This is a genomic window from Actinoplanes palleronii, from assembly GCF_016862315.1.
Lineage (GTDB): Bacteria > Actinomycetota > Actinomycetes > Mycobacteriales > Micromonosporaceae > Actinoplanes > Actinoplanes palleronii.
The window spans coordinates 29,130-50,816 of record NZ_BOMS01000157.1 but is presented as its reverse complement, the minus strand read 5'-3'; the positions used below and the strand labels follow the sequence as shown (position 1 = coordinate 50,816).

The window sequence follows — 21,687 nt, the reverse complement described above, 5'->3', positions numbered from 1 at the left end:
GACCCGTACGCTGGAAAGGTCTCACCATGCAGCAGCGCACCCTCGGACAGCAGGGCCTCGCGGTCTCCGCGATCGGCTACGGCGCCATGGGCATCAACCTGGCCTACGGCCCCGGCGACGAGCAGGAGGGCGTCGACACCATCCGCCGCGCCCACGACCTCGGCGTGACGTTCTTCGACACCGCCGAGCTGTACGGCTGGGGCGAGAACGAGAAGGTCGTCGGCCGGGCGGTCAAGGACTTCCGCGACGAGATCGTGATCGCCACCAAGTTCGGCTTCACCCGCGACTACGGCTTCGACAGCCGGCCGGACCACATCCGCGAGGTCGTCGAGAACAGCCTGCGGTACCTCGGCGTCGACCACATCGACGTGCTCTACCAGCACCGGGTCGACCCGACCGTGCCGATCGAGGACGTGGCCGGCGTGGTCAAGGAGTTCATCGACGCCGGGAAGGTCAAGTACTTCGGGCTCAGCGAGGCCGGCGCGGAGACCATCCGCAAGGCGCACGCGGTGCAGCCGGTCTCCGTGCTGCAGACCGAGTATTCGCTGTTCGAGCGGGACGCCGAGCAGCTCTTCGGAGTCCTCGACGAGCTCGGCATCGGTTTCGTGGCCTACTCGCCGCTCGGCCGGGGCTTCCTGACCGGCGCCGCCAAGCCGGCCGGGGAGTACGACCCGACCGACATGCGCAACACCGACCCGCGCTGGCAGCCCGGCAACTACGAGAAGAACCTCGAAGCCGTCCGGCAGCTCGGCGAGCTGGCCGAGGCCAAGGGCGCGACAGTGTCACAGCTGGCCCTGGCGTGGCTGCTCACCCGGGGCGAGCACGTGGTGCCGATCCCGGGCACCCGCAGCGTGGCCCGGGTGGAGGAGAACACCGCGGCAGCCGACCTGCGGCTGACCCCGGCCGACCTGGCCGCCCTGCACGAGATCCTGCCGACCGGCGGGTTCGGCGCCCGCTACGCCGGCGGCACCGTGCCGACCTGGGTCTGACCAGGACCGTCAGGCCCGCGGGTTCTCCCGCAACGGGCGGACCGCGGCCGGGACCGGGTGGCCGGCCGGGACGTACGCCGCGGTGAAACTGCCGTGGTAGCCGAACAGCGGCCCGAACCGGCGGTTGGTCACGGTCACCCGGATCCGGAAGCGTTCGGCCTTCGTGTCCCACCACTCGTGCACCTCGGCGTCACCGGAGATCGCCGGCGGGCAGCCGATCCCGCCGCGGAACGTCTGCGGGCCGCTGCGCAGCCGCAGCCCGCCGGCACTGTCCACGGAGACGTCGAGGTCGACCGCGAGATGCTGGGTGGTGCCCAGGTAGTCGACGAGCACCGCCCGGCGCGGGTCATAGACCATCGTCGCGTCGAAGCGCCGCCGCCGGTGCGGCCGGACCTGGAACGTGCGCACGAACGTCAGCGTCGGCCGGCGGTAGGTGTCCTGGTATGCGTAGTTCTCGATGGTGAACGGGATGCCGGTCCCGGTCTCCGGGAACAGGATGTGCCGCAGCGTGCCGAGATACAGGAACGGCGTGGTGAACGCGGCGCCACGCCAGACCCGGTCCATCACGCCGGTGCCGACGCAGCCCTGGTCGCGGCCGCCGTCAACACCGAACCGCCGTTGCAGCCGGGGGTGCAGGCGGTCGAAGTCGTCCCGCAGCGTCTCTTGGAAGACCGAGGTCATCGAGGTCCGTCCTTTCCGGGACGCCGGCGGCACCGCCGGGCCGCTGGAGTTTTCCGGTACGGCGGGAAGCCGATCGCCAGCCCCGCCGCGACCAGCACAAGAAGGGGCCGACCGGCCGCCGGCGCGGCGGCGACCAGCGCGGCGCGCAGCAGGCACTCGACGACGGCGTTCCGGCGGGCTCGTTCCGGTGTGACGCCGTGCTCGAGCCAGAGCCGCAGCCGATCGAAGGACCAGGCCGTCGCCCAGCCGAACACCGGCCCGAAGGCGAGATCAACCAGCCGGCCCGCGCGTCCCCATCGCGTCCGATAGGCATAACCGGTCAGGAACCGCACCCCGCCGGCGACCGGGACGTACCGCCAGTACCCGGCGCCCTCCCGGATCGGTGACCGCCGGTCCGCCGAGCCGAACCGCAGCGACGACACCGCCTCGCCGCCGTCGCGCTGCCGCTCGCCGCTGTGCACGCCGTAGCCGGCGATCTCCACGCCGGGCAGCACGGCGGTGGCGTAGGTGAACGCGGCCGGCTCGCTGCCCTGCACCGGATCGATCCGCCCGAACCGCGCGTCCCACCGCGGATGCTGCCGGTGATCCTGCGTCGCCGCCCAGATCCGCTCCATCGGCGCAGCGATGATCGTCTCGACATAGATCCTGGCCACGACACACCTCCCACAGGTTTGAGCGACCGCTCAAACCTAGCAGATTTGAGCGACCGCTCAAGAGGCTACGGTTTTCGGCTGGCGCTCAGGGGTGCCTCGGCACCCCTGAGGCACCCCTCAGACCCAGCCGGCGACAGCGAGCTGGGCCGGTTCTGGAGTGGGCTGGCTCCCAGGGGTGTCTCAGCGACGCTGAGACACCCCTGGGAGCCAGCCGGAATCGGGAGGCGCGCTGCGGTCCGGAGCGGGCCGCAGTGTCGCGCGAGACCGTCACGGGACTCGGCTCGTAGCCTGCGGGCGGGCGCTCCGTATCCGTACCAAATGGGGTTCAGGGTTTGAGAACGATCGGGTTTTCGATGAGGCGGGCGTGCAGTTTGTCCTGCGGGGCCAGCCAGGACTCGTGCGGCTGGCCCTCCGGGGTGACGCGCCAGCTGCGGGAGACCTTGCGGACGCCGATCGGATAGATGGTCAGCGTGCCGTCGGCGGCGACGTGCAGGCGCAGGAACGACTTCGAGTCGACGATGCCCTGTGCGGAGAACAGCTCGTTGAGGTTCACGTTGAAGCGGGCGGCGATCAGCAGGTAGACGGCGACCAGCTCGGTGGCGGCCAGGCCGGAGAGCACGCCGTAGATGCCGATCTCGGCGATCAGCGACCAGGGCCACGGCCAGGCGTGCAGCGGCAGGATCCACCAGGCCCAGGTGCCGAGCGCGGCCAGGCCCAGGTGGGCGATGCCGTGCAGGACGCCCAGCACCCGGCGCCGCAAGCCGCCGAGGACCGAGTCGCTCAGGTGGGCGAAGGCGTAGGTCCCGGCCATCACCAGCGACATCAGGAACACCAGCGGGACCAGGGCGAACTTCTGCAGCGGGCTGCCGAAGTCGCTCTTGATGACGCCGCTCGCGGCCAGCAGGATCGCGGTGTGCAGGGTGCCGACCATGGCGATGAAGCTCGGGTTGTCCTTGGGGAGGCGGGCGAAGATGCTTGCCGCGTACGCCTGGGACAGCCGCTTGCCGGGGAACCGCGAGCGCAGGCTGAACGTCTCCCGGGGCGTCGGCGACGGCAGGTCCGCGGGCGGCACCTCGATCGTCTCCGGCAGCTGGTGGGTCGGGAAGAGGTACGCGCCACCGCCGCCACAGGTGATCAGCTCGCGCTCGTCGTTGCCGTAGCGCGCGTAGTGGTGCCAGTCGCCGGAGAGCATCACCCGGACCTGCGCCTCGGTGGGCGCGATCACCGACCGGACGAAGTAGTCCAGCGACGCGTAGACCCCGGGCACGTCGTCGCCCTGCACCCAGGTCGGGCTGGCCGACGCGACGATCACCTTGGTCTGCGGGCCGAAGTTCGCCGCCACCCGGCTGAAGTAGGCCAGCTGCGGGTCGTCGATGTACGTGGAGTCCTGGTCGTCCACGGCCAGCAGCCACCAGTCGCCGGGCAGCTCCACGGCGAAGTACGACCGGTGCTGCGGCAGCCGCCAGCCACCGATCCCGGTCCGCCGGGTGCCGGTGAACAGGCGCAGGAACGCGGTGAGCCCGTCGTACCAGTCGTGGTTGCCGGGCAGCGCGTACATGTTCGGGTGGTCCTCGCCGGGCGCCACCGCGGGCAGCGCGGCGTGGTACGGCCCGACCATTCGGTTCTCGTACCGTTCCGCGTTCGGCGTCGGGTAGACCTCGTCACCGCCGAGGATCAGCGCCCGGCCCCGTGGCAGCACGTGCTCACCGACGGTGAGCTGCGGCTGGGCCAGCAGGTACGCGATCGAGTAGGTGGCGTCGAACCCGTCGCCGAGGTCGGCCACGAAGTCGATCCAGCAGTCCCCGTCCGGGCCGGTCTCTCGGTGCACCTCGTCCGGGAAGGACGCCTGTAGCTCGCGTTTGTCCAGGTAGCCGCCCTGGATCGAGGAGAGCGCGACCCGCAGCCCGGTGCCGGCCAGCTGGACCGGTGACAGCCAGGCGACCGGGGAGGCCGGGGTGAAGCCGAGTTCGGCCGGGGTGGTGTCGCGCGGCCGGTGCGCCGGGGTGGGCGCTGCCTGCTCGGGTCCATTGACCATGGGTTCGCCGGTTCCTTCCCTGAGTGCTGGGAGGAGTATCCAGAACGTGAATCCGTGTCCGGCACCGGGCTCGTGCGTACCATCGACGGGCATGACTACGGAGTCGGAGCTGCAGACGGACGTGCCGCACGCGGCGCGGATCTGGAACTACTGGATGGGCGGGACGGACAACTTCCCCGCCGATCGGGCCGCGGGCGACGCGGTCGTACGGGTCTACCCGGAGATCGCGGTGATGGCGCGCGAGTCGCGGCGCTTCCTGATCCGGGTGGTGCGGTATCTGGCCGAGGAGGCCGGGATCCGGCAGTTCCTGGACATCGGGACCGGGCTGCCGACCATGCAGAACACCCACGAGGTGGCCCCGGCGGCCCGCGTCGTCTACGTGGACAACGATCCGCTGGTGCTCGCGCACGCCCGCCGGCTGGGCACCGGTTCCTACCTCCACGCCGACTACCACGAGCCGGAGCGGATCCTGGCCGAGGCGGAGCTCGACTTCAGCCAGCCGGTCGCGGTGATGTTCATGGGGGTGCTCGGTTACGAGCCGGATCTGGACGTGGTGCGCTCCATCGTGTCGCGCACGCTCGCCGGCACCGCGCCGGGCAGCCATTTCGTGCTGTGGGACGGCACGAACACCACGCCGGCCGTGGTGGAAGGGGCGAAACGGCTCGCGGAGAGTGGTGGGGTGCCGTACATCCTGCGCGGCCCGGACGAGCTGGCGAGCTGCTTCGACGGGCTGCCGCTGATCGAACCCGGGCTGGTGCCGATCACGCGGTGGCGGGCCGAGGGGGACTTCATCGACGCGTACGGCGCGGTGGGTCGATCATTGGGGGCATGAGTGTTCTGGTGACCGGGGACGGTTTTCCGCTCGCGGTGCAGGTCAGTGGGCAGATGGACGGGCCGGTTCTGCTCCTGCTGTCCGGGCAGGCGAACTCGCACGTGTGGTGGACGGGGCTGCGGGAGGCGTTCGAGGATCGCTTCCGAGTGATCACTTTCGACTATCGCGGGACGGGCTCCAGCCGCGGCCCGGTCGGCGAGTGGAGCACGGCCGGGTTCGCCGACGACGCGGCGGCCGTGCTGACCGGGGCCGGGGGCGGGCCGGCCGCGGTCTACGGCACGTCGATGGGCGGCCGGGTCGCGCAGTTCCTCGCCGCCCGGCACCCCGATCTGGTCTCCCGGCTGGTGCTCGCGTGCACGTCACCCGGCGGGGTACATGCTCAGGAACGGTCAGCTTCGGTGCGCCGCCGCCTGGCCGATCCGGTTCTGGCGTCTCGGCTGCAGGCATTGCGCGAGCTGTTCTACACCGACGACTGGACCGGTCGCAGCCATCTGTTCGGCGATCCTGCGATGAGTGCCGCGGAGAGCCGCGCGCATCTGCGCGCCAGCAACCGGCACGGCGCGTGGGAGCTGTTGCCGCAGATCACGGCGCCGACGCTGGTCCTGCACGGCAGCGACGACCACATGGTCCCGACCGCGAACGCCGCACTGCTCGCCGGTCGCATCCCGCACGCGGAGCTCCACCTGCACGAGGGCCGACACGGCTTCTTCGACGAGTTCGCGGGCGAGGTGGCCCCGCTGATCAAGGACTTCCTGCGCTGATCACAAACGCCCGCCGAGCGTGGGGACTTTCGGTGCGCTCCGCACCGAAACCTCACACGCAGTGGTGGGTTGGCGGTTGTGTGGGGACTTTTGGTGCGGAGCGCACCGAAACTTCACACGCCGCGGTGGGTTGGCGGTTGCGTGGGGACTTTTGGTGCGGAGCGCGCCCAAACTTCACACGCTCGGTGGGCGGGCGGCGCGGCGTTTCAGGTGGTCGCGTTCGGCCGGGTCGTGGGTGAGGCTGATCGCGGTGTCATAGGCGGCCCGTGCCTCGGTGGTCCGGCCGAGTCGGGCGAGCAGGTGGGCGCGGGTGACCCAGGCCGGCTGGAAGCGGCCCGGGTCGGTGAGCAGCGCGAGCCCCGCGGCCGGGCCGTGCACCTCGGCGGTGACCGCGGCCAGCGCGACGGCACCACCCCGCGACGGGGCGATCTCCTGGAGTACCCGGTGCAGGCCGAGCAGCGACTCCCAGTCGGTCGGGGCGGTGGCGGTTCGCGCGCAGTGCACCGCCTGGATCGCCGCTTCGAGCTGGAAGCGGCCGAGCTGCCCGCGGGCGTGCGCGGCGCGCAGGTGCCGGTGCGCGCGGTCGATCAGCGACCGGTCCCACGACGCCGGGTCCTGATCGGCGAGCGGCACGAACCGGCCCCGCTCGTCGAGCCGGGCCGCGGACCGGGCGGTGGAGAGCTGGATCAGCGCGGCCAGCCCGTGCGCTTCGGGGTCCGCGGGGACCAGCGTGGTCAGCACCTCGGCGAGGTGCACCGCCTCGGTGGGCAGCGGGCGTTCCTGCGGGCCGGTGGTACCCCAGTCGATCACGTGCACGCCGTAGACCGCTTCCAGCACGGCGGTCATCCGGTCCGGCAGGTCGCCGCGGTCCGGGATGCGGAACGGGATGCCGGCCGCCTTGATCCGCCGTTTGGCCCGGACCAGCCGGGTGGCCATCGTGGTGGCCGGCATCGAGAACGCCCGGCCGATCTGCTCGGCGGTGCAGCCGAGCACGGTGTTGAGCATCAGCGGGGTGTGCACCGTGCTGTCGATCGCCGGGTGCGCGCAGACCAGCATCAGTTCCAGGCGCCGGTCCGGGATCGCCTCCGGATCGGCGGCCGGCGCGGTCACGTCGAGCGCCGTGTCCAGGGCGACCGTGCGCTGGAAGCCGGCCGACTTCCACAGGTCCCGCAGCCGGTTGCGGGCCACGGTGAGCAGCCACCCGTCCGGGTTGGCCGGCACGCCCCGCTCCGGCCAGGTCCGGACCGCCTGCTCGAACGCGTCGGCGAGCGCGTCCTCGGCGGCGGCGAGGTCGTTCGTCGACGCGGCCAGGAGGGCGAGGAGGCGGCCGTAGCTGTCCCGGGCGGCGGAGCACGCCGCCCGGGACGCCGTTGTCAGCTCGCCCACCGGCCGTTCAGGAACGCGGTCGCGACCGGCCGGATCTCGATGACGCCCCACTGGCTGCCCGGGCACTTCTCGGCCCAGCCGATCGCGGCGTCCAAATCGGGCACGTCGACCAGGAACAACCCGGCGAGGGCCTCCTTGGTCTCGGCGAACGGGCCGTCCTGCACCCGCAGCCCGCCGTCACGGCGGGTCACCGTGGTGGTGGTGTCGGAGGGCCGGAGCACGTCCGCGGAGCGCAGCACGCCGGCCTCTTCCAGCGCCGTCGCGTACGCGGCGAAGGCCTGCTGGGCCTCGGCGATCACTGCTTGGTCGAGTTCGCCCGGGGCCGGCTCGCCGTAGTGCATCAACAGTGCGTAGCGCATTGTCGTCTCCTCTCAGGTCGAGTATCACCAGGATGACGAGCGAGCCCGGTCAGGATCGTCAGGCGCGGCGAAGAATCGTCAGCGTGGTGACGTCACCCGGCTCGACGAGCGTGAACCGGAACTCGGCGGGCCGGCCGGCGGCGAAGAGCGGATCGCCCGACCCCGTGACGATCGGGAAGGTCACCAGCCGGTACTCGTCGACCAGGTCGGCGGCGGCCAGTGCGTGCACCACGCTGAGACTGCCGATCACCACGATGTCGCGATCGGCCCGTTCGGCCTTGGCCCAGGTGACCGCGTCGCCGTCGATGGCTTGCGAGTGCGGCCAGGCGGCGGCGTCGATGCCGGTCCGGGTCGCGACGGCCTTGGGTACGGCGTTCATCCGCCTGGCGTAGTCGCCCTCCCGGGACGGCCAGACCTTGGCGAAGTTCTCCCAGGTCTTCCGCCCGTACAGGTGAACGCCCTGGTCCATCCGCGGGCCGAGACCGAACCTGTCGTCGCTGACCGGGCCGGTCCCGTGCCGGAAGGCCCAGCCGCCGTGCGAGGTACCGCCGCGGCCGTCCGGGTCGGATGCCACGCCGTCCAGCGTGCAGAATGCGATGACGATGATGTCGCCCATCAGGGGCTCCCTCTGCTCGTGGCGGCTCGGTTCCGGGCCGCTCACCCGGTATCTACCGGCGCCGGGCGGCGAACTCATCGCCCCAGTGGCAGGGAGTTTCCGGTGAGCCTCGATCGGCACGAAGAGTTCCGCGGTGACCTGCTCGCGCACTGCTACCGGATGCTCGGTTCGTTCCACGAGGCCGAGGACGTCGTCCAGGAGACCATGGTGCGGGCGTGGCGGGCCGCCGACCGGTACGACCCCCGGCAGGCCTCGGTGCGCACGTGGCTCTACCGGATCGCCACCAACGCGTGCCTGACCGCGCTGGAGGGCCGGACCCGGCGCCCGTTGCCGAGCGGGCTCGGCCCAGCCGGCGACGACCCGCACGTGGCGCTCACCCCGCGCCGGGACATCCCGTGGCTGCAGCCGTTCCCGGACGCCCGGCTCGGTGACCCGGCGGACGCCGCCCAGCAGCGTGCCGGGCTGCGGCTGGCTCTGGTCGCGGCTCTGCAACTGCTGCCCGCCCGGCAGCGCGCGGCGCTGCTGCTGCGGGACGTGCTGCGGATGCCGGCCGCCGAGGTGGCGCAGATCCTGGACAGCAGTGTCGCTTCGGTGAACAGCAGTCTGCAGCGGGCCCGGGTCACGCTCCGGGCGGCCGCGCCCGACATCAACGAGTTGCGCGAACCGGTGGATCCCGGCGAGCGCGCCGTGGTGGAGCGCTACCTGGCCGCGTTCGAGGCGGCCGACGTGCCCCGGCTGACCCGGTTGCTCGCCGACGACGTGGTGCTGGAGATGCCGCCGGTAGCGCTCTGGCTGGCCGGGCGGGTCCACTACCGGCAGTTCATCGAGCGGGTCTTCGGCATGCACGGCGCCGGGTGGCAGATGGTGCCGGTACCGGCGAACGGGGGCCTGGCGCTGGCCGCGTTCACCCCGGAACGGAAACCGCACTCGGTGCAGCTGTTCACCGTCGCGGGCGGGCTGATCCGACGCTGTGTCACGTTCGTCGACCCGGCCGTGGTTGGCGTGTTCCTGCTGCCGGGTGATGGGAAAGCGTATTCCCGCTGACGCGAGGCGTTGCACCCATTTGCCTTCATCGATAGCATCGGCCTGTCAAAAGTTACGGTCCGGTTAACTGGTAGGTGTGCTGAATCCCCGTCAGCGCATCGCCTCATCCCCAGTCCCCCATCCACGTTGGGATCCCCCATGCCCCGAATCAGAATGCTGTCCGGTATGACCGCGGCCGCCGCTGCGGTGCTGCTGGCCGTCGGCGGCGTTCCCGCCGCCGAAGCCGCGTCCCCGGCCGAAGCCGCCTCCCCGGCGGTCACGACCGACAACCTCGACCGCGGGCTGATCAGCCTGCGCACCCCGACCGGCAACTTCCTGTCCTGGCGGTTGCTGCAGGCCGACCCGGCCGGCGTCGCGTTCCACGTGTATCGCGGCGGGACGCTGGTGAAGACCACGTCCGGCACCAACTTCACCGACACCGGTGCGCCGGTCGGCGCGTCGTACACGGTACGTCCGGTGGTGGCCGGCGCCGAGACTCTCGCCGCTGCCACTCCGGCCGTGGCGCTGGCGGCGGCGTACCAGGACGTGCCGATCCAGGTGCCGGCCGGTGGGACGACGCCGGACGGGGTGGCGTACACGTACTCCGCCAACGACGCGTCGGTCGGTGACCTGGACGGCGACGGGTCGTACGAGATCGTCCTCAAGTGGGACCCGTCGAACGCCAAGGACAACTCCCAGTCCGGCTACACCGGCAACGTCTACATCGACGCGTACAAGCTCAACGGCACCCGGCTGTGGCGGCTCAACCTCGGCAGGAACATCCGGGCCGGCGCGCACTACACCCAGTTCCAGGTGTTCGACTACGACTCGGACGGCAAGGCCGAGGTGGTGATGAAGACCGCCGACGGCACCACCGACGGCACCGGCGTGGTGATCGGCAGCTCCAGCGCCGACTATCGCAACTCGTCGGGATACGTGCTGTCCGGCCCGGAGTACCTGACCGTCTTCAACGGACAGACCGGCAAGGCGATGGCCACCGCCGACTACGTGGTGCCGCGGGGCACCGTCTCGTCCTGGGGTGACAGCTACGGCAACCGGGTCGACCGGTTCCTGGCCGGCACCGCGTACGTGACCGGCTCGTACCCGAGCATCATCATGGCCCGCGGCTACTACACCCGCTCGGTCGTGGTGGCCTGGGACTACCGCAACGGCGCGCTGACCCGGCGCTGGACGTTCGACAGCAACTCGTCCACGAACGGTTCCGCCTGGACCGGTCAGGGCAACCACCAGCTCTCCATCGCCGACGTCGACGCGGACGGCAAGGACGAGATCCTGTACGGCGCGATGGCCATCGACGACAACGGTGCCGGGCTGTGGGTGAACGGTCAGGGGCACGGCGACGCGTACCACGTCGGCGACCTGATCCCGAGCCGCTCCGGCCTGGAGATCTTCAAGGTCGACGAGGGCACCACGAAGCTCGCCGCCTGGATGGCCGACGCCCGCACCGGCCAGATCATCTGGTCGAACGCGTCGTGCGGCTGCGACAACGGCCGCGGCGTCTCCGACGACATCTACGCCGGCAGCCCCGGCGCGGAGTCCTGGTCGTCCGCGGTCTCCGGCCTCTTCAACACGTCCGGCCAGAACATCGGCCGCAAACCGTCCAGCGCCAACTTCGTCATCTGGTGGGACGGCGACGCCCAGCGCGAACTGCTCGACGGCACCCACATCGACAAGTACGGCACCAGCGCCGACACCAGGCTGCTGACCGCGAGCGACGTCCACTCCAACAACAGCACCAAGGCCACCCCGTCGCTCCAGGCCGACATCCTCGGCGACTGGCGCGAGGAGGTCATCTGGCCGACCACGAACAACACCGCCCTGCGCATCTATTCCACAACGGACGCCACGAGCATCTCGCACGTCTCCCTGATGCAGGACCGCATGTACCGCGAGGCCGTGGCCTGGCAGAACACCGCCTACAACCAGCCGCCGCACCCGTCGTTCGCCATCGGCTGAGGTTCGCTTAAAGATCAAATTCAAGATGTCGTGCGTCCGCCGGGGTACAGATCGCCGCTCCCGCCGGGACCCCTGCGGGCTTCGCTGGCCGCTGGCGCGTCCAGAACGCGAAGCCCTCCGGGGCGACGTCCGCGTGTGGTCAAGGTCAACCCTTGTGCGTGTGAAGTTCGGGTGCGCTCCGCACCCGAACTTCACACACACCATCGGTCACCCGGCAGGCCGGCCCGCGCAACCGCGCTGACCATCGCGTGCCACTCCCGGCTGGCCGTGAGCGCCGTTATCCGACCCCGATAGGGGCCGCCGTGACCAGCCGGCAACCCGGAGCACGCGGGCGGCGCGGGCGTTCCGGGCGTTCCGGGCGGTCCGGGCGGTCCGGGCGGTCCGGGCGGTCCGGGCGTTCCGGGTGGTCCGGGTGGTCCGGGCGGGGAGAGTCCGCATTGCCGGATTGCGTGCGGCTGCCGCCCGCCTGGGGGCGGTGAGCGCACGCACAGCCCGACCGCGGACCGCCACCGCCCCCGAACCCGGCCCCACGCGGAGCTCGGCCGCCCCTGAAGTTCACCCGTAGTCGGTGGGGGTGCGGGGCGCTGGGTTTCCGGGAGGGGGCGCATCAGCCCGGATGCGGCGTCGCGGTCCGGAGGGGCCGGCGGCGTCGCGTTCAGCCACGGGACGGGGCAGTGCGGTTGGGGAGGTGTAGGTCGTACCAAAGGCGTTTGTGAATTATGGTTCCACTGTGGACGAGGTTAGTGCGGCGGCGGCGGGGCTGGCGCCGGGGGTGGCGCATCCGGCCCGGCGGTATGACTACTGGCTCGGCGGGGCGGACAATTTTGCCGCGGATCGGGCTTCCGGGGACGAGTTGGAGCGGCTGTTCCCGAAAGTGCGGCTCGGGGCGCTGGCCAATCGGGCGCTGCTGGGGCGGGCCACCCGGTTCTTGGCCGCGGAGGCGGGGATTCGGCAGTTCCTGGACATCGGGACCGGGCTGCCGACCGCGGGGAACACCCATGCGGTGGCGCAGCGGTGGGCGCCGGACAGCCGAGTGGTCTATGTGGACAACGATCCGCTGGTCACGGTGCATGCGCGGGCTCTGCTGGACAGCGCTCCGGAAGGGCGGACGGCCTATCTCGAGGCCGATCTGAACGATCCGGAGTCGATTCTCGCCGATCCGGTGCTGAATGCGACGCTCGATCTGGGCCAGCCGGTCGGGCTGATGCTGATCGCGGTGCTGCATTTCCTGCACGGTGACGGCGTGGCTGAGGCAATCGTGCGGCGGCTGCTGGCCGCACTGCCGCCGGGCAGTTATCTGGTGGCCACGCATGCGACGTCCGACTTCGGGACTCCGGAGCAGCAGGCGCTGTATCGGCAACTTGTCGAGCAGGGGAAATCGGACGTGTGGACGCGCGGGCGGGACGAATTCACCGGGTTGTTCGACGGGCTCGAGCTGGTCGAGCCCGGCGTGGTGCCGGCCAGCGAGTGGCGACCGGAGCCGGGCGTGGAGATCCCGCCGCGCTCCGACATCAACATCTGGACGGCTGTCGGCCGCAAACCTTGACCCAGCCATCGGTGATCACCCAGGCTGATCCGCTGTGCGGAGAATCGCGGCGGTCCTGGCCCTGCTGGTGACGATGGTGGTGATTCCCGCGTCCCCGGCCGTGGCGGCGATCCCGGCCGGGCTCACCCACCTCGGCAACGCCCGGCAGGTGATCGTGGTGTCCGGGACGAGCTGGGGCTCGACCCGGGCGACGCTGCGCGCCTATCAGCGCGGGACCGACGGTAAGTGGCGGCAGGTCTTCGCGGCGATGACCGCCAGGACCGGGTACGGCGGGTGGGCGTGGGCGTCGCAACGCGTCCAGGACACCGGGCAGACACCGGCCGGGACGTTCACCATCACGCGGGCGTTCGGGGTGCGGGCCGACCCGGGGACGCGGTTGCCGTACCGGAAGGTGGATGGGAACGACTACTGGGTGGGTGACCGGCGGGACCCGCGGACGTACAACGTCTTCCAGCCGTCGGCGTCGAAGAACCGCACCTGGCGCATCTCCCAGGCGGAACGCCTCGCCGCGTACCCGACCCAGTACGCCTACGCCGCGGTGATCAATTTCAACCGCCCGGCCGGGGTGCACTGGGACGCCGAGCGCGGCGAGTACGTGACGAGCACACCGTCCCGGATCGGCGGCGGGTCGGCGGTGTTCCTGCACGCCAGCGGCAAGGGCTCGACCGCCGGGTGTGTGTCGGTGAGCCGGGCGAACGTGGCCCGCCTGCTGAGGTGGCTCGACCCGGCCCGGCACCCGCGCATCGTGATGGCCCCCGCGTCGGCACTCACCCGCGCGTAGAAGACTTGTTCTATCTGGCATAGAACAAGTCGCGGAGATTGCTTGTTCTAGTTGGCATAGAACAAGTAGTGTCAGGACCATGCTCTGGAGGATCGACCCGGCGAGCGACGAACCGCTCTACACCCAGCTCGTCACGCAGGCACACCTCGCCGCGGCCCGCGGCGAGCTCACCCCCGGTGACCGGCTGCCGTCCGCGCGGGAGCTGGCCGAGTCGCTGGATCTCAACGTGCACACCGTGCTCAAGGCGTACCAGCAACTGCGCGACGAGGGGCTGATCGAGCTGCGTCGCGGGCGGGGCGCGGTGGTCGCCGCCCGCGCCGCAACCGACCTCTCCCCGGTCGAGCAGGCGCTGACCGCCCTGGTGCGGGTGGCCCGCGAGGCGAAACTCTCCACCGAGACCCTGACCGTGCTCGTCAAGGAGGCCATGAACCGATGATGACCCGAATCGTTCCCACCCTCGACGACCGATCCTGGCAGCCGCGAGCCCGGCGGGTGGTGCTGTGGTCGTCGCTGTTCGCGCTGGTGGTCGTCGCGGTGGCGCTCGCCGTCGTGTGGTCCTGGCGGGACACCCTGCCGGACCCGCTCGCCTCACACTGGGGGCCGGGCGCCGCCGCGCCGGACGGCTTCACGTCGTTGTCCGGGCTGGTGTTCCCGCTGGTGGCCACGGTGATCCTGGGATGCGCCGGCTTCGGCGCGATCGGCCTGTTCGGTGGTGCCGCCGCGATGACCCGGCGGATGGTCGCGGCGTCGACGGTCTGGCTCGGCGGGTTCGGTGCGAGCCTGCTGCTGTTCGTGACCGGCACCCAGCGCGACCTGCCGGACGCGAGCCAGGCACGGCTGGGCGGGTGGACGCTCGCCGCCGTGATCGTCCTCCCGCTGGTGCCGGCCGCCGTCGCGGCGCTGCTCACCGGTCCGGACCGGCCCGCGCCGGCGACCACCCCGGTGGCCGCGGACGCCCCGCGCGTGCCGTTGGCCCAGGACGAACGAGCCGTCTGGATCCGCCGTGCCGACGGCGGTCCCGGCCCGGCCATCGGCGCCGTCGTGGTCGTCGGCACCACGGTGCTCGCCGCGGTGCTGCGCGAATGGGCCCTGCTGGTCGTGCCGGTACTGCTGGTGGTGGTGTTCGCGGTGATGTTCGCCTACACGGTGCGGGTCGACGCGACCGGGCTGACGGTGCGGTCGCTGCTGGGCTGGCCCGGCACCCACATCCCGGCGGACGAGGTGGAGCGGGCCTCGGTCACCGAGGTCGACCCGATCCGGCAGTTCGGTGGCTGGGGCTGGCGGGTGGGCCGCGGCGGGCGGATCGGGGTGGTGCTCCGGTCGGGCCCCGGCCTGCTCGTGGAGCGGACCGGGGGCCGGTCGCTGGTGATCACCGTGGACGACGCGGCCACCGGCGCCGCGCTGCTGAACACTCTCGCGGACCGCTCCCGGCGGTGAGCGCGGGGTCTCCGGCTGGCGCTCAGGGGTGTCACCACGGCCTCGACACACCCCTCAGCGCCAGCCGGGGACCGCAACCGCACCGCGGCGGCGGCTCACGGCGGGCGCGATGCCGCGCGCAGCCCCGGGTCAGCGGGCGGTCGGTGACGGTGCCGGCTTGTCCAGGCTCGTGCGCAGGGTGACCGGTTTCAACAGGACCGCCGCCACCACACCGAGCAGTGCCACCCCCGCTGAGATCGCGAACACGTGCCCGGTCGCGTCGCCGTAAGCGATCGGGGCCGGCACCCCGGCAGCCGTCCCCGAAGCCACCTGCCGGGCCAGGATCGCGCCCAGCACCGCCACCCCGATCGTCCCGCCCAGCGACCGGAAGAACGACACCGTCGCGCTCGCCGCGCCGATGTCCGAGAGCGGCACCGCGTTCTGCACCACCAGCACGAAGTTCTGCAGGGTCATGCCGACACCGGCACCGATCAGCACCATCGCCACCGAGATCCACGGCAGCGGCGTGCTCGCGTCGAGCAGGCCGAGCCCGGCGAAGCCGGTGGCCAGGCTGATCGCGCCGCCGACCAGGAACGGCTTCAGCCTGCCGTGCTTGCTGATCGAGCGGCCGGCCAGGATCGACGAGACCAGGATGCCGGCCATCATCGGGATGCTGAGCAGGCCCGCCTCGGTCGGCGTGTGGCCGCGGCTGACCTGGAAGTACTGGCTGAGGAAGACGGCCGCACCGTACATTGCGGTGCCGGCCGCGAGGCTGCCGAGGATGGCCAGCGCGGTGGTGCGCTGCCGGACGATCCGGGGCGGTACGACCGGTTCGGCGGCCCGGGTCTCCACCCACGCGGCCAGCACCAGCAGCACCAGCGTCCCGCCGACCATCACGCCGGTCTGCCAGGACGCCCAGGCGAAGCTGTCACCGACGAACGACACCCAGATCAGCAGCAGGCTGACCCCCGCGGTGATCAGCGTGGCGCCCCAGTAGTCGATCTTCACGTTGTCCCGGCGGAGCACCGGCAGGCGCAGGGTCAGCTGGAGCAGGACCAGGGCGATCAGGGCGAACGGCACGCCGATGAAGAAGCACCACCGCCAGCCCAGCCAGGACGTGTCGACCAGGAACCCGCCGAGCAGCGGCCCGCCGATCGTGGAGATCGCGGTGACGCTGGATTGGTAGCCGGCGTACCGGCCGCGCTCGCGGGGCGGGATCATCGCGCCGATCGCGATCTGCACCAGGGGTTGCAGGCCGCCGACGCCGATGCCCTGCAGCGCCCGGGCGGCGATCAGCTGCCCGCCGGTCTGTGCCAGCCCGGCCGCCACCGAGCCGGCGATGAAGACCACGGTGGCGATCTGGATCAGCGTCTTCTTGCTGAACAGGTCGGCGAGTTTGCCCCAGATCGGGGTGGCCGCGGTCGCGGCGAGCAGGGTCGCGGTGACCACCCAGGTGTATTGGGTCGGCGAGCCGTGCAGGTCGTGCAGCATCCGGGGGAGCGCGGTGGCGACGACCGTGCTGGCCAGGGTGGACACGAACAGCGCGAGCAGCAGCGCGCTGAGCGCCTCGAGGATCTGCCGCCGCTCCGGCGCGCTGGTGTCACTCATGAGATCCCCACGGGTAGCTGAAGGACCAGGCCGTCGGCGGCCAGGTGCAAGGTTCCGCCCGGGCCCGCGGCGAGTCCGGCGAACGGCCGCGGCACACCTGGCAGACCGTGGGCGGTCAACACCGGTTCTTCGGTACGGCCGGAAGCCCCGACCGCCAGCCCTTCCGCGACGATCCGCGTCGAGGAGCCGTCCAGGGCGATCGCGAGCACCCGGCCGTTACCGGTCTCGACCACGAACAGCTCGTCCCCGCTGATCGCCAGCCCCTGCGGCGCGGACAGTCCACTCGCGACCTCGACCGGGACACCGGCGTCGATCCGGTACACGCTCCCGCGCTCCTCGTCGCTGACGTAGCAGCGCCCGTCGGAGTCCAGCGCCACGTCCACCGGCCGGCCCAGCCCTTCGGCGAGCACGCCCACCGCGTCGTCGGCGTCGATGACCAGCACGCGCCCGGCACCCGCTTCGGCGATCACGAGGGCGCCGTCAGGTCGTACCGAAAGCCCGGTTGGCCGATCGAGGCCCGCCGCGCGCAGACGAGCGGACCCGGACCCGGGATCAAACGTCTTGACCTGGCCGTATTGGCTGGTCAGATGGAAGAGCCCGGCGGAGGCGGCGATGCCGTGGGCAAACGTGTGCAGCGCGAACGCGTCCGGCCCGGCGATCCCGTAGTGATCGGCTGCATGCACCGCCCCGGCCAGGTCGACGGTGACCCCGTGCGGGCCGTTGAGCCCGCCCGGCACCACCTCGCGGGTCCGCCCGTCCGGCCGCACCTCGGTGATCCCGCCGCCGGCGTAGCTGGACACGAACATCCGGTTCTCGTCGTCGAACGTGGCGTTGTCCATCCCGACGATCCCGGTCGTGACCAGGCTGCGGCGCGCGCCGTCGAGCCGGGTGACCGTGCCGGCCGCGTCCCGGGACAGCACCAGCAGCGCGCCGGCCCGGTCGAAGCGGACCGCGACCGGTTCGGGCAGGCCCTCGGCGACGAGTTCCGGGTCCCCGCCGTCGACCGGGATCCGCCACACCTCGCCGGTGATCATGTGCGGGTAGTAGAGCCGTCCGTCCGGCCCGGCCTGCATGGCGTTGCCCATCGCGAGCGAGCCGGTCAGCACCACCGGCGGCCGGCCGTCGGTGAACAGCTCGAGCAACCGCCCGCCCGGGATCATCTCGTTGACGAACAGCCGGTCGCCGACGCAGGTGATCCCGTTCGGCAGCCGCACCTCGTCGGTGACCAGCTGGAACTCGCCGCCGGGCGAGCGCCGCCAGACCCGGCCGGGCACCAGGTCGGCGACGTAGAGCGAGCCGTCGGTGCCGAACGCGAGATCGTCCGGCGCCTGGATCGGCCCGTCCGGCGCGACGATCACCTCGACGTCGCCGGTGGCCGGGTCGACCGCGGCGATCCGCCCGGCCAGGAACTGGGCGACCCACAGCCGCCCGTCCGGGCCGAGGGTCACCCCGTTCGTGCCGCGCAGCGGGGTCAGTCCCGGCACAGCACCTCGTCCATCCCGCCGGTCTCCCGCCAGCGGCGCAGCAGGTCGTGGAAGACCACCGGGCCCGGGCCGAACGAGTTGTTCACCGGTCGCGGCTTGCCCTCGCCGTTGTAGTACCCCGGCGTGCACTCGGCCTGGAAGGTGAAGTTGTTCGGCGCGGTCTCCCGGATCGTGGCGATCCAGCCCTCCTCGGCCTCCAGGCTCGGCTCGATCCACTTGGCGTTCTGCTCGGTGGCCGCGCCGATCAGGGCGCCGATGTGGGTGGCCTGCTCCTGCAGCACGTGGGTGAAGTTGACCGCGGCGGCGTTCTGCAGCGACCCGAGGTGGAACAGGTTCGGGAAGCCGTGCGTGTAGAAGCCGTGCAGCGAGCGCGGGCCGTTGCGCCACGCGCCGAGCAGCGGCATCCCGTCGCGGCCGTAGACCGGCAGCGTGCCGGAGAGCACGCCGGAGATGCCCACCTCGAAACCGGTGGCGAAGATGATGCAGTCGACCGGGTATTCCTGGTCGCCGACCACCACACCGGTCGCGGTCATCGCGGAGATGCCGCCGAAGTCGGCGGTGTCGACCAGCGTGACGTTGTCGCGGTTGAACGTCTGCAGGTAGAAGTCGCTGAACGTCGGCCGCTTGCACATGTAGCGGTACCAGGGCTTCAGCAGCTCGGCGACGGCCGGGTCGGTGACCACCTCGTCGACGCGGGCCCGGATCTCGTCCATCTTGCGGAAGTCGGCGAGCTCGTCGTGGTACTCGCGCTCCTCGTCCGAGACGGTGCTGTCCCGGGTGCCGGTGAGCATCTGCCGCTGCAGCCGGGCGGTGCTGGTCCAGCCGTCGTCGATCAGGTCCTCGGCGACGTGGCCGCCGGTGACCAGGGTGAGGAAGTTCTCCATCCGTTCGCGCTGCCAGCCCGGCTCCAGGGTGCCGCCCCACGCCGGGTCGATCGGGCGGTTGCCGCGGACGTCGACGGTGGACGGGGTGCGCTGGAAGACGTAGAGGTGATCGGCCTCCGCGGCGACGTGCGGGATGACCTGGATGCCGGTGGCTCCGGTGCCGACCACGGCGACCCGCTTGCCGGTCAGGTCGTAGGACGCGTCCCAGCGGCTGGTGTGGAACGTGTGGCCCTGGAAGTCCTCGACACCGGGGATGCCGGGGAGCTTCGGCTGGGTCAGGGTGCCCGACGACATCACCACGTAGCGGGCCCGGAACTGGTCACCACGGTCCGTGGTCACCGTCCACTCGGCGGCCGCCTCGTCCCAGCGCAGCTCGGTGACCCGGGTGTGGAACATGGTGTCGGCGTACAGGTCGAACTGCTTGGCGATCGCCACGGCGTGCTGGCGGATCTCCTCACCCGGCGCGTACCGCCACTTCGGGACGTAGCCGACCTCCTCCAGCAGCGGCATGTACACGGTGGACTCGATGTCGCAGTGCACGCCGGGGTAGCGGTTCCAGTACCAGGTGCCGCCGAAGTCACCGGCCTCGTCGAGCATCCGCAGGCTCTGCACGCCGGCCTGGCGCAGGCGCGCGCCGGTCAGCAGCCCGCCGAAGCCGGCGCCGATGACCAGGGCCTCGACCCGGTCGGTGACCGGCTCCCGCTCGGTGCGCTCGGTGTACGGATCGGTGGCGTAGTAGCCGAACTCACCGGCTGCGCGTCGATACTGACCGTTACCCTCGGGCCGGACGCGGCGGTCCCGCTCCAGCCGGTACCTGGCGCGCAGCGCCTCCAGTTCGTCGGCCTTGTAACGGTGCGGGATGTGGGAGGACATACACGGCCCTTTCACGGAGATCGTCCGGTGTGGTCAGAGCCAACCCAAGCGCTGAATTTAAAGCAACTGCTTGACTTAGAATGTGGCCCAGGGCACTCCGGCGGCGGAAAGGGTAGTCATGAACGCTACGGAGAGTCATGAATCTCGGCTGCTGGTGGTGGCGCCGGAACCGGGCCTGCGCGGCTCGCTGACCGCCCAGCTCAGCCTGGCCGGCTACCTGGTCACCTCGGCCGCGACCGGCGCCGCCGCGCTCCGGCTGCTCGGCGAGCACCACATCGACCTGATCGTGGTGGACGTGGAGATCCCGGACATGCCGGCGCTCGCCCAGGACCGCCCGGACTTCACCGAGACTCCCCGGCCGCCGGTCCTCTGTGTCACCGCCTGCGAGTTCCTCGGCACCCTGGTCCCGGTGCTCGGCACCGAGGTCGAGGACTACGTCACCAAGCCGTTCCACGACGCCGAGCTGCTGGCCCGGGTGCAGGTGCTGCTGCGCGACCGCCGGGTGGCGACGGCCGAGGTGCGGCACGGCGACCTGCTGCTCGACGAGATCACCTGCCAGGGCCGGCGCGGTGACCGGCCGCTCGACCTGACGCCGGCCGAGTACCGGCTGCTGCGGCACCTGATGCTCAACGCCGGCCGGGTGCTCTCCAAGGAGCAGCTGGCCCGGCACGTCTGGCAGGAGTCCCGCGGCGACAACACGGTGGAGCGGCTGGTCTCCCGGCTGCGGCAGAAGGTCGACGAGACCCCGCCGGCGCTGATCCACACCCATCGCGGGTTCGGGTACACGCTGCGTCAGTGAGCGGCGCCGCTGACCGGCGCCCGGTACAACCCCACGATCGCGTCGATCAGGATGGTCGCGGTCGCCGGCCAGTCCGGGTCCGCGGTGCGTTCGCGCTGCGCGCAGAAGTGCATGAGCAGCGTACGGGCCATGTCGTCCCGTTCGGCGCACACCGCCGCCGTCAGCTCGGGCAGGCAGCGGTGCAGCGCCGTGTGGATCGCCCGGAGCAGGGTGACCTCGCCGAGCTCGGTGGCGGCCAGCTCCCGCAGCTTCGGTTCGGTCATCACCTGGGCGGCGAAGCGGGCGTACCAGCTCGGCGCGCCCAGCTCCGCCAGGTGCCCGGTGACCGGCAGCACCACGCAGGCGACCCAGTCGCGCAGCTCGGTGCTGCCGTCGTACCGGGCCAGCAGCTCGCCGCGGATCCGGTCCATCCCCTCGGCGTGCTGCCGGACGATCGCCCGGATCAGGTCGGCCTTCGTACCGAAGTGGTAGTTGACCGCGGCGTTGTTGCCCTGATCGGCCGCCTCGGAGATCTGCCGGTTGGAGATCGAGAAGACGCCGTGCTCGGCGAAGAGCCGCTCGGCGGTCTCGATGATGCGCTGGCGGGTGTGCTCCACCCGCCGGGTTCCCTCCATCGTCGCCGACATCCATCCTGGTGACTGTCTCCACTGGCGGCCCCGGGCAGACCGCGATATTACCGGGGCGACACGTGGTGGTGGGCGATCCGCCAGCCGTCGTCACCGTTCCGGGCGATCACCGTCAGATCGACCGGGACCGGTTGTTCCTGCCGGACCTCCCGGCCGATGTCCGCTCGCGTTCAGCCCCATGTGGTACGAATACCGAGCGCCCGTCCGTAGGCTACGAGCCGGGTCCCGCCCGTGAGGCCGCCGCGACACCCTGCCGGCTCCGGACCGCAGCGCGCCTCCCGGTTGCCGGCTGGTCCTCAGGGGTGCCTCGCAGGCTCGGACACACCCCTGAGGACCAGCCGGGGTCTCGGGCGCGCTG

General features: G+C 71.5%; 20 protein-coding genes. 10 read left to right on the top strand and 10 right to left on the bottom strand.

Annotated elements, in window-relative coordinates; genetic code table 11:
• Positions 1–26 precede the first annotated feature (26 nt).
• Complete coding sequence (locus tag Apa02nite_RS44220) at positions 27–989, top strand: aldo/keto reductase (RefSeq protein WP_239164991.1); 963 nt, start codon at positions 27–29, stop codon at positions 987–989.
• 9 nt (positions 990–998) lie between these two features.
• On the opposite strand, the gene Apa02nite_RS44215 is transcribed toward Apa02nite_RS44220, so the two are convergent.
• From Apa02nite_RS44215 to Apa02nite_RS44205, 3 genes are all read right to left on the bottom strand, one after another.
• Positions 999–1,670 (bottom strand): DUF4166 domain-containing protein, encoded by a 672-nt coding sequence (locus Apa02nite_RS44215; protein WP_203830465.1) that lies wholly within the window; start codon positions 1,668–1,670, stop codon positions 999–1,001.
• The gene (locus Apa02nite_RS44210; RefSeq protein WP_203830464.1) at positions 1,667–2,323 is read right to left on the bottom strand and encodes an SRPBCC family protein; all 657 of its coding nucleotides are present in this window, start codon (positions 2,321–2,323) and stop codon (positions 1,667–1,669) included. Before Apa02nite_RS44210 ends, Apa02nite_RS44215 begins: the two co-directional genes overlap by 4 nt.
• 325 nt (positions 2,324–2,648) lie before the next feature.
• Positions 2,649–4,358: a metallophosphoesterase gene (locus tag Apa02nite_RS44205; protein ID WP_203830463.1), complete on the bottom strand. Its 1,710-nt coding sequence runs from the start codon at positions 4,356–4,358 to the stop codon at positions 2,649–2,651.
• 91 nt (positions 4,359–4,449) lie between these two features.
• Between Apa02nite_RS44205 and Apa02nite_RS44200 the strand changes: the two genes are divergently transcribed.
• Positions 4,450–5,190, top strand: coding sequence for an SAM-dependent methyltransferase (locus Apa02nite_RS44200; RefSeq protein ID WP_203830462.1), 741 nt, complete (start codon positions 4,450–4,452; stop codon positions 5,188–5,190).
• A complete protein-coding gene (locus Apa02nite_RS44195) occupies positions 5,187–5,951 on the top strand; it encodes an alpha/beta fold hydrolase (RefSeq protein ID WP_203830461.1) in 765 nt (254 codons plus the stop codon). Before Apa02nite_RS44200 ends, Apa02nite_RS44195 begins: the two co-directional genes overlap by 4 nt.
• Positions 5,952–6,125: 174 nt before the next feature.
• Here the strand turns inward: Apa02nite_RS44195 and Apa02nite_RS44190 are convergent, their stop codons facing one another.
• From Apa02nite_RS44190 to Apa02nite_RS44180, 3 genes are read right to left on the bottom strand one after another with little or no spacing between them, the layout of a single operon-like run.
• A complete protein-coding gene (locus Apa02nite_RS44190) occupies positions 6,126–7,337 on the bottom strand; it encodes an RNA polymerase sigma factor (protein WP_239164990.1) in 1,212 nt (403 codons plus the stop codon).
• The gene (locus Apa02nite_RS44185; protein WP_203830460.1) at positions 7,325–7,696 is read right to left on the bottom strand and encodes a YciI family protein; all 372 of its coding nucleotides are present in this window, start codon (positions 7,694–7,696) and stop codon (positions 7,325–7,327) included. Before Apa02nite_RS44185 ends, Apa02nite_RS44190 begins: the two co-directional genes overlap by 13 nt.
• Before the next feature lie 58 nt (positions 7,697–7,754).
• A complete protein-coding gene (locus Apa02nite_RS44180; protein ID WP_203830459.1) occupies positions 7,755–8,312 on the bottom strand; it encodes a dihydrofolate reductase family protein in 558 nt (185 codons plus the stop codon).
• Positions 8,313–8,414: 102 nt separating this feature from the next.
• Here Apa02nite_RS44180 and Apa02nite_RS44175 point away from each other — a divergent pair, with 102 nt between their 5' ends.
• From Apa02nite_RS44175 to Apa02nite_RS44150, 6 genes are all read left to right on the top strand, one after another.
• The gene (locus Apa02nite_RS44175) at positions 8,415–9,356 is read left to right on the top strand and encodes an RNA polymerase subunit sigma-70 (RefSeq protein WP_203830458.1); all 942 of its coding nucleotides are present in this window, start codon (positions 8,415–8,417) and stop codon (positions 9,354–9,356) included.
• Between the two features lie 138 nt (positions 9,357–9,494).
• Positions 9,495–11,312 carry a rhamnogalacturonan lyase gene (locus Apa02nite_RS44170; protein WP_203830457.1) on the top strand — a complete coding sequence of 606 codons (1,818 nt, stop codon included), beginning with the start codon at positions 9,495–9,497 and terminating at the stop codon, positions 11,310–11,312.
• Between the two features lie 712 nt (positions 11,313–12,024).
• The gene (locus Apa02nite_RS44165; RefSeq protein ID WP_239164989.1) at positions 12,025–12,858 is read left to right on the top strand and encodes an SAM-dependent methyltransferase; all 834 of its coding nucleotides are present in this window, start codon (positions 12,025–12,027) and stop codon (positions 12,856–12,858) included.
• 34 nt (positions 12,859–12,892) lie between these two features.
• Positions 12,893–13,639, top strand: a complete 747-nt coding sequence (locus Apa02nite_RS44160; protein WP_239164988.1) for a L,D-transpeptidase family protein — start codon at positions 12,893–12,895, stop codon at positions 13,637–13,639.
• Between the two features lie 79 nt (positions 13,640–13,718).
• Positions 13,719–14,075 carry a GntR family transcriptional regulator gene (locus Apa02nite_RS44155; protein ID WP_203830456.1) on the top strand — a complete coding sequence of 119 codons (357 nt, stop codon included), beginning with the start codon at positions 13,719–13,721 and terminating at the stop codon, positions 14,073–14,075.
• Positions 14,072–15,076: a hypothetical protein gene (locus tag Apa02nite_RS44150; protein ID WP_203830455.1), complete on the top strand. Its 1,005-nt coding sequence runs from the start codon at positions 14,072–14,074 to the stop codon at positions 15,074–15,076. Before Apa02nite_RS44155 ends, Apa02nite_RS44150 begins: the two co-directional genes overlap by 4 nt.
• Positions 15,077–15,205: 129 nt before the next feature.
• Here Apa02nite_RS44150 and Apa02nite_RS44145 read toward each other — a convergent pair whose 3' ends face one another.
• Genes Apa02nite_RS44145 through Apa02nite_RS44135 form a run of 3 tightly spaced genes read right to left on the bottom strand, consistent with a single transcriptional unit; the run spans position 15,206 to position 19,904 of the window.
• Positions 15,206–16,663: an MDR family MFS transporter gene (locus tag Apa02nite_RS44145; protein ID WP_203830454.1), complete on the bottom strand. Its 1,458-nt coding sequence runs from the start codon at positions 16,661–16,663 to the stop codon at positions 15,206–15,208.
• On the bottom strand, positions 16,660–18,147 hold the full coding sequence (locus Apa02nite_RS44140; RefSeq protein ID WP_203830453.1) for an NHL repeat-containing protein: 1,488 nt from the start codon (positions 18,145–18,147) through the stop codon (positions 16,660–16,662). Before Apa02nite_RS44140 ends, Apa02nite_RS44145 begins: the two co-directional genes overlap by 4 nt.
• On the bottom strand, positions 18,135–19,904 hold the full coding sequence (locus Apa02nite_RS44135; protein WP_203830452.1) for a flavin-containing monooxygenase: 1,770 nt from the start codon (positions 19,902–19,904) through the stop codon (positions 18,135–18,137). Before Apa02nite_RS44135 ends, Apa02nite_RS44140 begins: the two co-directional genes overlap by 13 nt.
• A 118-nt stretch (positions 19,905–20,022) precedes the next feature.
• On the opposite strand from Apa02nite_RS44135, the gene Apa02nite_RS44130 reads away from it, so the two are divergent.
• A complete protein-coding gene (locus Apa02nite_RS44130) occupies positions 20,023–20,703 on the top strand; it encodes a response regulator transcription factor (RefSeq protein ID WP_203830451.1) in 681 nt (226 codons plus the stop codon).
• Here Apa02nite_RS44130 and Apa02nite_RS44125 read toward each other — a convergent pair.
• Positions 20,697–21,317, bottom strand: a complete 621-nt coding sequence (locus Apa02nite_RS44125) for a TetR/AcrR family transcriptional regulator (RefSeq protein WP_203830450.1) — start codon at positions 21,315–21,317, stop codon at positions 20,697–20,699. The genes Apa02nite_RS44130 and Apa02nite_RS44125 overlap by 7 nt on opposite strands.
• Positions 21,318–21,687 lie beyond the last annotated feature (370 nt).

Bases quoted from the DNA above. Each gene is read 5' to 3' on its own strand.
- Apa02nite_RS44220 (WP_239164991.1), top strand. From the start codon at position 27: ATGCAGCAGCGCACCCTCGGACAGCAGGGCCTCGCGGTCTCCGCGATC.
- Apa02nite_RS44215 (WP_203830465.1), bottom strand. From the start codon at position 1,670: ATGACCTCGGTCTTCCAAGAGACGCTGCGGGACGACTTCGACCGCCTG.
- Apa02nite_RS44205 (WP_203830463.1), bottom strand. From the start codon at position 4,358: ATGGTCAATGGACCCGAGCAGGCAGCGCCCACCCCGGCGCACCGGCCG.
- Apa02nite_RS44200 (WP_203830462.1), top strand. From the start codon at position 4,450: ATGACTACGGAGTCGGAGCTGCAGACGGACGTGCCGCACGCGGCGCGG.
- Apa02nite_RS44195 (WP_203830461.1), top strand. From the start codon at position 5,187: ATGAGTGTTCTGGTGACCGGGGACGGTTTTCCGCTCGCGGTGCAGGTC.
- Apa02nite_RS44185 (WP_203830460.1), bottom strand. From the start codon at position 7,696: ATGCGCTACGCACTGTTGATGCACTACGGCGAGCCGGCCCCGGGCGAA.
- Apa02nite_RS44180 (WP_203830459.1), bottom strand. From the start codon at position 8,312: ATGGGCGACATCATCGTCATCGCATTCTGCACGCTGGACGGCGTGGCA.
- Apa02nite_RS44170 (WP_203830457.1), top strand. From the start codon at position 9,495: ATGCCCCGAATCAGAATGCTGTCCGGTATGACCGCGGCCGCCGCTGCG.
- Apa02nite_RS44155 (WP_203830456.1), top strand. From the start codon at position 13,719: ATGCTCTGGAGGATCGACCCGGCGAGCGACGAACCGCTCTACACCCAG.
- Apa02nite_RS44150 (WP_203830455.1), top strand. From the start codon at position 14,072: ATGATGACCCGAATCGTTCCCACCCTCGACGACCGATCCTGGCAGCCG.
- Apa02nite_RS44145 (WP_203830454.1), bottom strand. From the start codon at position 16,663: ATGAGTGACACCAGCGCGCCGGAGCGGCGGCAGATCCTCGAGGCGCTC.
- Apa02nite_RS44135 (WP_203830452.1), bottom strand. From the start codon at position 19,904: ATGTCCTCCCACATCCCGCACCGTTACAAGGCCGACGAACTGGAGGCG.
- Apa02nite_RS44130 (WP_203830451.1), top strand. From the start codon at position 20,023: ATGAACGCTACGGAGAGTCATGAATCTCGGCTGCTGGTGGTGGCGCCG.
- Apa02nite_RS44125 (WP_203830450.1), bottom strand. From the start codon at position 21,317: ATGGAGGGAACCCGGCGGGTGGAGCACACCCGCCAGCGCATCATCGAG.